This window comes from Cellulomonas shaoxiangyii, from assembly GCF_004798685.1.
GTDB lineage: Bacteria > Actinomycetota > Actinomycetes > Actinomycetales > Cellulomonadaceae > Cellulomonas > Cellulomonas shaoxiangyii.
This window is the reverse complement of the sequence record NZ_CP039291.1, coordinates 1146373-1155972: the sequence shown is the minus strand read 5'-3', so window position 1 is coordinate 1155972 and position 9600 is coordinate 1146373. Positions and strand designations below refer to the sequence as shown.

Here is a 9600-nt window from a genome sequence, read left to right as displayed (position 1 = left end):
CGCCCGCACGGGCGCGACGACGGCCCGGACCTCGTGGTCCGGGCCGTCGAGGCGCGGCCTGCCGTACCTGCGGTCAGCGACCCAGGCCGGCGCGGTCGACCTTGCGGTGGAACCGCATGCCGGCGATGCCGCCGAGGATCGCGCCCGCGAGGGTCACGAGCGCGACGGCCACGAGCGTGATGATGCCCGCGGTGGTGAGGTCGCCCTCGTCGATCGGGATGCGCGGGAAGGCGTTCAGCTGGCCGAGCACGTTGAACTGGTCGCCGGCGACGGCGGCGAGGATCGCGACGACGATCGCGATGATCACGGCCCACAGCCACACCGCGAGGCCCTGCTTGGCGCCGTTGAAGCGCGCCATCCGGCCCGCGACGTAGCCGCCGCAGTAGTAGGCGACGAAGAGGACGACCGCGAGCGCGATGCCGCCGATCAGGCCGACCGACCCGGGGTCGGACGCGGCCTCGTCGGCCACCTCCGCGACGTCGGTGTCGTTCGCGATGCCGATGGCGGCGCCCGCCGCGGCGACGAGCGCGGTGAGCAGGACCCCGGTCCCGGTGGCGGTGAGCCAGCCGAAGAACGCGGAACCGAACTTGATGCCGCCGTACTCGTCCTTCTCGCGCGCGACCACGCTCTCGCGGTCGCGTCCGAACGCCTTGGCGGAGACCGCACCGCCGGACGGCTCGTCCGGGTCGGCGGCGCTCGCGCCCTCAGGGGTGCTGGCTGTGCTCATGGCGATGTGCTCCAGTCTCGGCGCCGGGCCGGGCGCCGGTCGACGGGTCCCCCGGTCACGCCGGGGTCCGGGGACGGCCGCCGCGACGGCCGTGGTGGTCCCGGGGCGCCGGACCGTCCGTACGGTCCGGGCCCCGGGGCGTGGGTTCAGAGCCCGCCGGTGCCCCGCGTCGTGCCGGTGTCACCGTCGAGCTCGATCTCCTCCTTGCGCACCGTCTCGTCCACCGTCTCGGTGTCGGAGACGACCTCGGTGTCCAGCCGGACGCGCTCGACCGGGACGGTCTCCTTCTCGACCACGGCGCGCTCCTCGGTGAGGACCACCTCGTGCTCCTCCTCGGTCAGGTCCGGGCCGGACAGCGCGTCGTCCACGTTGCCGTCGGTGATCGGCTCGCGCTCGAGCCGCACCTCCTCGCGGGTGACCGGCACGGTGACGGTCTCCTCCTCGGTGACGATGTACTTGCGCAGGCGCGCACGTCCCGTCGTGACGCGCTCGGTGCCGACGTGCAGCCGCTCCTCGGAGCGCGTCATGGCGTCGTCCGTGGACGGGCCGGACGTGTCGTGGCCGACGGTGCCCTGCACGTCGTCGTCGCGGCTGCCGGCGGTGTCGACGTCCCCCGTCGCGTCGTCGTCGGACCCGTAGTCGAGGCCGTAGTAGCGGTAGAGCTCGGCCTCCTCCGACGCCGACAGGTGCCCGTCGGAGTCGTCGACGCGCGGTGCGTCCTTGATCTTCGCCTTGTCGTAGGGCACCACGATCTCGTCGCCGCGCACCGTCGCGCGGTCGAGCGGCACGAAGGACTCCGCCTTCCCGAACAGCCCCGTGCTGACCGTGACCCACTCGGCGTCACCGGTCCGGTCGTCCAGGAAGATCTGGCCCACCTTGCCGATCTTCTCGCCGTCGGTCCCGACGACCGTGCCGCCGCCTGCCAGGATGCCCTGGATGTCGCTGGTGCCGATCATGGTGATGCCCCCGCCGTTCGGTGCAAGCTCTGACATTTCGACCATAGGACGGGCCCCGGCGGGCCGCGACCCTAGGCCGACTACCCGTGAGCCGTCAGAACAGCGGCCACGGGACCGACGGCATGTCGCCGTCCGGCCCGGGGAACCGGCCGTCGGCCAGCAGCCGGTCGCACCGCGCGGCGACCGCCGCGACCTCGGCGTCGGTCAGCAGCTCCGCCAGGCGGTCTCCCAGCTCGCCGTCGAGGCCCGCGCGCACCCGCTCGACGCCCTCCCGCTCGTCCGGCCGCAGCGGGTCCCCCACCCAGCCCCAGAGCACCGTCCGCAGCCTCGGCTCGACGTGGAACGTCACGCCGTGGTCCACGCCGTACCGGTGGCCGTCGGCCTGCGGGAGGACGTGACCGCCCTTGCGGTCGGCGTTGTTCACGACCACGTCGAGCACGGCCATGCGGCGCAGGGCGGCGGAGTCCTCGTGGACGAGCGCCACGGCGCGGCCGTTCTCGTCGCTGCCCTCCAGGACGGCGCACCAGCCGGGCGTCGGCACCCGCGACGCCGGCACCAGGTCGACGGGGTCCTGCCCGGGGTCGGGCTCCTGCCAGAGCTGCACCATGCCGGGCCCGAGCGGTCCGTCGCGCAGCCACGTCCGCGGGACCACCCGCCACCCGAGCGTCTCGGAGACCAGGTAGGCCGCGACCTCCCGGCGCGCGAGGGTCCCGTCGGGGAAGTCCCACAGCGGCCGCTCCCCGGCGACGGGCTTGTACACGACCGGCACGTCCCCGATCCGGCCGACGAAGGTCGCGTTCGACGCGACCGTGACCCGCCCGACGAGCGCGAGCTCCCCGCCGTCGAGGTCGACCTCGGACGCCGTCACACGCCGTCGGGCAGCGCGCAGACGTGGCCGTCCTCGTCGACCGGCCGGCCGCAGAGCGGGCAGGCGGGTCGCCCGGCGCGCACCACCTGGCGGGTGCGCTGCACGAAGGCGCGCGCGGTGCCCACGGGGATCCGGAGCAGGAGCATCTCGTCGGGCTCGTCGTCGTCCGGCGCCCCCGCCAGGTCGTCGTCGTCGGGCCGGAGCGGGTAGGCCTCGATGACGACCTGCGCGGTGCGGGGGTCCCAGCCCAGCCGCACGGCCCCGGCCCGGAACTGCTCCTCGACGGGCTGGTCCAGCGGGTCGTCGTCGATCAGCTCGGCGGGGGTCTCGGCGGGGACGGTCACGCCCGTGCTCGGGTCGGCCACCAGCTCGCCCAGGAGCTCGTCGATCATCTCCGCGAGCACCGCGGACTGCTCCTTCTCCAGCGCGACGCTGGTCGAGCGGGCCCCGGCGCGCACCTGGAGGTAGAAGGTGCGGGCCCCGGGCCGGCCGACGGTGCCGACGACGACACGGTCCGGCCAGTCGAACTCGTGCACGACCTGCGGCATGCCCCCAGTCTACGAGCGGGCCGGCTCGTGCGCCCCCGTGGTGCCCTCGTGGCCGGCGCCGCCCCCGACCGCGGCGTCCGCGGCGGGCGCGGCGGACGCGAGCCACGACAGGTCCCCGCTGTCCGTGTTCGTCGTGATCACGTCCGGCCGGCGCGGCCCGTACCGCACGACGGACACCGACGCGGGGCCGACGTGCAGGCGCTGGAAGAGGTCGAGGTGCATGCCGAGGGCGTCGGCGAGCACGGCCTTGATGACGTCGCCGTGGCTCACCGCGGCCCACACCGCGCCGGGGCCGTGCTCGGCCTCGACAGCCGCGTCGTGGCGCCGGACGGCGGCGACCGCGCGAGCTTGCACCGCCGCCAGCGACTCCCCGCCCGGGAAGACGGCCGCCGAGGGCTGCGTCTGCACGACGGACCACAGCGGCTCTCCGGCCAGGTCCGCGAGGGTGCGCCCCTGCCACTGCCCGTAGTCGCACTCGGTGAGGCCGGTGTCGACCGCGAGGACGGGTGCGGCGGCCTGGCGGTCGAGGAGGGCGCGCGCGGTCTGCCGGCAGCGCTCCAGCGGGCTGGTCACCACCGCGACCAGGGGGACCCCGGCGAGCCGCTCGCCGGCACGCTCGGCCTGGGTGCGCCCGACGGCGTCGAGCCGCACACCGGCGGCGCGGCCCGCCAGGACGCCGGCCGTGTTGGCGGTCGTGCGCCCGTGCCGGACGAGGAGGAGGGTGGCCATCCCCGCAGCCTAGGCACCGGGGCGCGGCGCGACCGAGACGGTCGGGGTGGCGAGCACCCGCACGCGCACCGAGGCCTCCGCTAGCGTGGCCGGGTGGGGACGCGACGGCCGGGCCGGGCGACCGCCGCGCTGCCGGCGGCCGCCGCGCTCCTGCTCGCCGGCTGCGCCGCGCCCGCTCTGAGCCCCGGCCAGGAGCAGGCGCGGGAGCACCTCCTCGAGCTGCTGAGCACCACCCGCATGGCGTCGTACTCCCCCGACATCGAGACCTTCGCCCGCGCCGCCGGCGGCGCGCTGCCCGTGCTCGTCGGCATCGACCCCGCCGCCGCCGGGGGCGACGTGCTCGGCACGCTGACCTTCGCCGTCACGCTCCCGCCGCCGCCCGAGGACGTCGGGGGGTTCCCGGTCGTGCCGCGACCGCCGGACCCCGACCCGGGCCCGCACTGCTTCGAGGTGCTCGTCGACCGGCACGGCAAGGTCGGCGAGTGGGGCAGCACCGAGGGCGTCAGCCTCGTCGACTGCCCCGCCGACCTCGACCCCGTCGTGCCTCCGCCGTCGGACGACCCGGTCGCGGCCCCCGACGTCCGGGAGGCGGCATGGCGGGTGCTCGGCGAGCTGCCCGTCGCGGGCGAGCCGGATCCCGCCGACGTCGACGACCGCATCACCGCGCTGCTCGCGCCGCCCGCGGCCGACGGACCCCCGCTCGCCGACGTGCTCGTCCACGTCGACGGCACGGACGTCGGCGTCGCCAGCGGTGACGAGGACGACTGCGTCCTGGTCGCCCGCATCGACGGGACGGTCCAGGACGTGCACGTCACACCCGTCCAGCTCCAACCGGGCGAGGCGGGGTGCACGTCGGGCACCGCCCTCGCGGGCCTCCGCCCGCCGCACTGACCTCGTCGTGGCACGGGCCGCGATCGCGCCGACCCCGAGAACGCCGCGACCCCGAGAACGCTGAAGGCCCCGGGGCGATTGCTGGGGCCTTTCGGCAAGAACTGCGCCGTAACGGGGGGATAGTCGACGACTACGACCGTCGCCGGTGGTTGATAGCAAGTCCGCGTCAGGGGTAGGGCGTAAACCCGGGAGTACATGATCATGAGCTCGTCTTGATGGCGGTGCGCGACGATGGTCGTCTTGATGGCGGTGCGCGACGATGGTCGTTTGATGACCCAGGACGGCGCGGGGACGGCTCCCGCGCTCGTTGACCGCGCACGGCAAGCTCGAGTACCTAGGCGCCTACGACGCGGCCTGAAGCAGGTGCGAGGGTGACCGCCTGCGGCGCAACGGGTCGTACTCCTCGCTGATCGGCGAGGAGCGGCGGCGGGCGCGCGAGGTCGGGGGACGAGGGGACGGGCCCCACTACAAGATCGGCACGTTCTCGTCCGAGGAGGTCGAGATCGCTCGGCCGCGCCGCCGGCGACGGCACCACGCGGGCGCCGGCGAACAAAGTTGACCGCGCTGAATGAGGCGCCTGACGGCATGCTGAGCGTTCAGGTGTGGCTCATCGAGCAGCCGATCCCGGCGCGATGCGTTTCGCGTTCAATCCGACCGCGATGACCGACGGTTCTATCCGGTTGGGTGGTGCCGAGCGATGAACTTGACGACGTCAGGTCCGGTGGCGATGACGCAGGACCCGGTGCGATCCGATGCGAGGCCATAGCCCCAGCGTTCAGCCGCGGCGGCATCCCCATCGACGATCGCACGCTGTCGCTCCCGATCCCATCGGGCGGCGACTCCGAGTGTTCCCAGGACGCCGACATCGCCGGGCTCGACCGGCATCTCGTAGTCAGACAGTGCCCACGGCGCGCATGCCTCGACGTCTTCGGAGATCGTGCCTGGGTGGATAGAGGGAACAAAGTCGGCACCACGCCGTTCGCGGTCCGCCTCGATGATCTCGGCGCCGATGCGCACGAGCTCCTGCAAGGTGCCGGGCATGACGGATCCGAAGGCGTCGGCCTCGGCGGCCGCGATGCCCAGACGCCGTGCGAGGTCCTCGCGCGCCTGCGCAAGGCGCCCGTGCGTCGTGAACGCGGGGTCACGGCGGCCGGGAGCCCGGCCCGCCGGCATGAGAGCGACCTGCTCCCTGCGGAATCTGGCGGAGGAGGCACCCGCGATCTGGCGAGCTCGCAAGTCGCGGCGCGCATCCGGGTCAGCAGCGGCCGACAGCGCCTCGTGGAGCTTTGCCTGCCCCTCCCTCGTGGAGTCGTAGTCGATCTGCGCCATGAGCGCGGCGCGGTACTCCGGCGAGTTGACTGCTTCGAGGTCGGATTCGTTCGTCACATCGTGCTCCAGGAAGGTGAGGGGCCGTTCGTGCGGCGGCACGTCTACCGTCGGTTCCGGGATGAGTCTCGGTCGAGCACCCAGTCGACGATCAGGCCCGCGAGGCACCCCACGACGACGAGGCCGACTGTGACGCGGACCGCGTCGGGAACCGCAGCGAAGAGCCCCTGATCGGCTGCCGGGTCGGGCAGCGAGGCGAGGGTGGCGTATAGGCCGACAACCGCTGTGACGGCGGCGCCTGGTGAGAGTCGCCGGATCCAACGGTCGACCGAGCGACGTCGTCGGAGCTGGTGACGGTCGAGACTGTCTCGCACTGCTTCTGCGATGCGCTCGCCGGCCTCGTCACGCTCCCGGGCCTCTGTGGTGGCCGTCGTTGCGTCCCACAGCGCGGTGGCGAGCTGCGTCGGGGTTGTCCAAGCGGCGAACCGCTCGCCACCGACGAGCCCGGACGTGAGGCGCCGGGCGAGCATCCCGGCGCGAACGGCCTCGACTGCGTCGACCTTCTCGTCGACCGGGCGGCGCGCACGGAACGCCAGAACGAGGTTCCGGTGGTCGCGTGCGGCGGCCGCTCGATGGGCGATCACAGGGATTGCCGCCGCGATCCACCCACCACCGGCGAGCTCACCCTTGTAGCAGTGGTTGACCGACAGCGACTCGAGGTTGACGAGCGCGGCCCGGCGATCGTCGCGCATTGACGAGGACGGATCGTCCGACGTCCCGACGCCGGATGTCACGTTCCACCGGGTCCAGCCTCGCGGGGCACCGGATTCCTGGTCGATCTGATGGTCGGCGAACCGGCCCGACCGCTCCGGGGGCGGCTCGGACCACAGCGCGGCGGCCGTGCTGCTGGCGTCCGGGGCAGTGATGGCGAGGAACGCCTCGCTAAGGGACGTCCCGCGGATCGTCTCGATGCCTCGGATGCACAGCTGCTCGACGGGGGCGCGCCATAAGCTTCGCCTAAACCGACGACCCCACATGCCGCTCCGGACCCGAAGTGGTGACTCCCCGAGCAGGTCCGCCAGGCTCGCGTTCCGGGGAAGGCCCGTGCCCGCGAGCAGGAGCGGGACGGCGTTGGCGACGTCCCTTGCAACCTCCGGGCTCGTCAGGAGAGCCCGCTGCTCCTCCGGCGTGCATTTCCCGAGACGCTCGATCGTGAGCGTCAACGCGTCGCGAGTCCACCACAAGGTCACCGCGACCGCCGGCGCGACGAGCCAAGTGCGCGCCTCGACCTGGGCCTGGGTACTGCACTCGCCGAGCGTCAGGTCGGAGGCGCCGAACCGGACGGCGGCCCCGCCGAGCGAGAACACGCGGTGGGCGACCTCGTACGGGAGGCCCAGCCCGAGGTCGTCCTCCCCTTCGAGGTCGTTCCACGGCGCGCCCGCGCGGTCGTTCCAGGGCAACGGTGCCGAGACCCGGCTGATCCACCGCGGACGCACTCGACGCCGAGCTGGGCGCTGACCACGCGCAAAGATCTCGTCGTGCACGCTCGTCGCGGCCCTGCGCGTCGAAGGCGGGTCGGATGGCACCTCCAGCAGCAGCGGGAGAACCAGGGTCGTCAGCACCCCGTCGAGCTCGACGGCAGTGACGTCGAACGGCGCGCGGTGTGGTGTCCCATGGACAGACGGCGAGGGAAGCACGTGCCCTCCGGGGGCGTCGATGCGGGAACGTAGGTCAGCCATGTGTGTCGACGGAAACAACGCGTGCCTGAATTCGCGTGTCATGTGAGGTCATTCACAGCCGGGTTCGTGCGGCCGTGAAACCAGGACGACGGCCCCGATTAGAACGGGATGTAGCCGATCTCGTCCATGACGAGCAACGGGTAGCGGCCCAGGGTTACCTGAACCGGCCCCCGGACATCCGGGGTGTACAACGCTACGGGCGAGCGAACCCGGACACGCAGCGGTGCCAGCTCTCAGTACACGCGGGCCGCTGCCGTGGTGTCAGGCATCTGCGTCGACGATCAGAGCGAGGTCGATCGCGTGCAGGGCCCCGCGCCGTCGCCGAATGGCGACCCTGGATGAGGCAAGCTCGGCCATCCGCGGCCGTGGTTCGTCGCACTCGCGGAGCCGCCGCGGGGAGGCGGACGGGCACCCGGGTACGACGACGTCGACGCGCTGGAACCCGGGGAATCACCCGGGGATGCCGCACACGTGCAGCTCCTTAAGCCAATGACGAAGGCCCGGACCGTCAGGTCCGGGCCTTCGTCATCTTGTAGCGGGGGCAGGATTTGAACCTGCGACCTCTGGGTTATGAGCCCAGCGAGCTACCGAGCTGCTCCACCCCGCGTCGGTGTCTTTACTCTACGTCAGGTGCGCCGGGACGTCCAAATCGGTGCCGCGTGCCCCCCGTCACACCCCTGCCGGCGGGCGGGGCGGGCGGCGGCGGGCCGCACCGGCGACGACGTCACGGACGCGGCGCACCCGGCGCCTGCACGCCGACGCCGGCGGCCGGGGGCACCGCCGCACCGGCCTGCTCCCCCACCGCTGCGGACGTGCGCGCGCGTGCCCGCTGCGCCACGAGGATGCCCAGCACCACGAGCACCCCGCCCACCGGCTCGTACCAGTGCAGCCGCTCGTCGAGCACGAGGATGCCGAGCAGCACGCCGACGACGGGCGTCAGGTACGTGACCGTCGACGCACGCTGCGCGCCCCACGCGTCGACGACGCGCGTGTTCCACACGTACGCCATGCCCGTGCCGAGCGCGCCCAGGCCCACCATCGAGAGCACCACGGGCCACGTGAGCGTCACGGGTCCCCGCGCCACGGCCGGCGCGAGCGCGAGCACGATGAGCGCCGCGACGGCGATCTGCCCGGCGGCCACCGTCTCGGGCGGCAGCCGCAGCGGCGTGACGAACCGGCGCATGTACGTCATGCCCAGGCCGTAGCAGGCGGTCGCGCCGAGGCAGGCGAGCACCGCGGGCAGGGGCGCCGCGATGCTGCCCTGGCCGAGGTACGTCCACGGCCCGACGATGGCGACCACGCCCAGCGCGCCGACGGCGAGCCCCAGCCCCTGCCGGCGCGTCAGCCGCTCGGCCGGCAGCACCAGCACCACCGCGAGCGACGTCATGAGCGGCGTCGTCGCGTTGAGGATGCTCGACAGCCCGGACGCCAGGTACTGCCCCGCCCACGCGAACAGCTGGAACGGCACGACGCACAGGAGCACCCCGAGGACGGCGAGGTGACCCCACGTCCGCCGGTCCCGTGGCCACCGGCGGCGCAGCACCGTCATCACCGCGGCCAGCGTGAGGGCGCCCAGCAGCAGCCGCCCGAGGGCGACCTGCGCGGGGGCGAGCCCCTCGAGCGCGACCTTCATGAACAGGAAGCTCGACCCCCACACGAGGGCGGCGCAGAGGTAGAGCAGCACCGTGCGACGGTCCGCGGGCGAGGTCATGCGCCCAGGGTGCACCCGAGCACCGACACGTGACGAACGGGATCCGGGAGCGCCCCTCCCCGGCCCGCCGGACGCGACGAGGCCGGCACCCGTGCGGGTGCCGGC

9 protein-coding genes and 1 tRNA gene are annotated in these 9600 nt (G+C 73.5%); 1 reads left to right on the top strand and 9 read right to left on the bottom strand.

Going from position 1 to position 9600, the window contains the following annotated elements:
- Nucleotides 1-73 precede the first annotated feature (73 nt).
- From E5225_RS05285 to E5225_RS05265, 5 genes are all read right to left on the bottom strand, one after another.
- Complete coding sequence (locus E5225_RS05285) at nucleotides 74-727, bottom strand: hypothetical protein (protein ID WP_208012549.1); 654 nt, start codon at nucleotides 725-727, stop codon at nucleotides 74-76.
- Nucleotides 728-873: 146 nt separating this feature from the next.
- A complete protein-coding gene (locus E5225_RS05280; RefSeq protein ID WP_135973676.1) occupies nucleotides 874-1683 on the bottom strand; it encodes a PRC and DUF2382 domain-containing protein in 810 nt (269 codons plus the stop codon).
- A 94-nt stretch (nucleotides 1684-1777) separates the two neighbouring features.
- On the bottom strand, nucleotides 1778-2551 hold the full coding sequence (locus tag E5225_RS05275) for an SCO1664 family protein (RefSeq protein ID WP_135973654.1): 774 nt from the start codon (nucleotides 2549-2551) through the stop codon (nucleotides 1778-1780).
- Nucleotides 2548-3099 carry a DUF3090 domain-containing protein gene (locus tag E5225_RS05270; RefSeq protein WP_135973655.1) on the bottom strand — a complete coding sequence of 184 codons (552 nt, stop codon included), beginning with the start codon at nucleotides 3097-3099 and terminating at the stop codon, nucleotides 2548-2550. Before E5225_RS05270 ends, E5225_RS05275 begins: the two co-directional genes overlap by 4 nt.
- Nucleotides 3100-3108: 9 nt before the next feature.
- Entirely contained in the window at nucleotides 3109-3828 is a 720-nt protein-coding gene (locus E5225_RS05265) for an MSMEG_4193 family putative phosphomutase (RefSeq protein ID WP_135973656.1), read from the bottom strand.
- A gap of 93 nt (nucleotides 3829-3921) precedes the next feature.
- On the opposite strand from E5225_RS05265, the gene E5225_RS05260 reads away from it, so the two are divergent.
- Nucleotides 3922-4719 (top strand): hypothetical protein, encoded by a 798-nt coding sequence (locus E5225_RS05260; protein ID WP_135973657.1) that lies wholly within the window; start codon nucleotides 3922-3924, stop codon nucleotides 4717-4719.
- A gap of 672 nt (nucleotides 4720-5391) precedes the next feature.
- Here the strand turns inward: E5225_RS05260 and E5225_RS05255 are convergent.
- The 4 genes from E5225_RS05255 to E5225_RS05240 form a co-directional block, all read right to left on the bottom strand.
- Nucleotides 5392-6105, bottom strand: coding sequence for a hypothetical protein (locus E5225_RS05255; protein ID WP_135973658.1), 714 nt, complete (start codon nucleotides 6103-6105; stop codon nucleotides 5392-5394).
- A 44-nt stretch (nucleotides 6106-6149) separates the two neighbouring features.
- Nucleotides 6150-7826, bottom strand: a complete 1677-nt coding sequence (locus tag E5225_RS05250) for a hypothetical protein (protein WP_135973659.1) — start codon at nucleotides 7824-7826, stop codon at nucleotides 6150-6152.
- Between the two features lie 491 nt (nucleotides 7827-8317).
- Nucleotides 8318-8391: transfer RNA gene (locus E5225_RS05245), tRNA-Met, on the bottom strand.
- Nucleotides 8392-8508: 117 nt separating this feature from the next.
- The gene (locus E5225_RS05240; protein ID WP_135973660.1) at nucleotides 8509-9495 is read right to left on the bottom strand and encodes a DMT family transporter; all 987 of its coding nucleotides are present in this window, start codon (nucleotides 9493-9495) and stop codon (nucleotides 8509-8511) included.
- Nucleotides 9496-9600: the final 105 nt, after the last annotated feature.

What these genes read in the sequence shown, in the direction of transcription:
- E5225_RS05285 (WP_208012549.1), bottom strand. Translation starts at nt 727, where the DNA reads ATGAGCACAGCCAGCACCCCTGAGGGCGCGAGCGCCGCCGACCCGGAC.
- E5225_RS05280 (WP_135973676.1), bottom strand. Translation starts at nt 1,683, where the DNA reads ATGATCGGCACCAGCGACATCCAGGGCATCCTGGCAGGCGGCGGCACG.
- E5225_RS05270 (WP_135973655.1), bottom strand. Translation starts at nt 3,099, where the DNA reads ATGCCGCAGGTCGTGCACGAGTTCGACTGGCCGGACCGTGTCGTCGTC.
- E5225_RS05265 (WP_135973656.1), bottom strand. Translation starts at nt 3,828, where the DNA reads ATGGCCACCCTCCTCCTCGTCCGGCACGGGCGCACGACCGCCAACACG.
- E5225_RS05250 (WP_135973659.1), bottom strand. Translation starts at nt 7,826, where the DNA reads ATGACACGCGAATTCAGGCACGCGTTGTTTCCGTCGACACACATGGCT.
- E5225_RS05240 (WP_135973660.1), bottom strand. Translation starts at nt 9,495, where the DNA reads ATGACCTCGCCCGCGGACCGTCGCACGGTGCTGCTCTACCTCTGCGCC.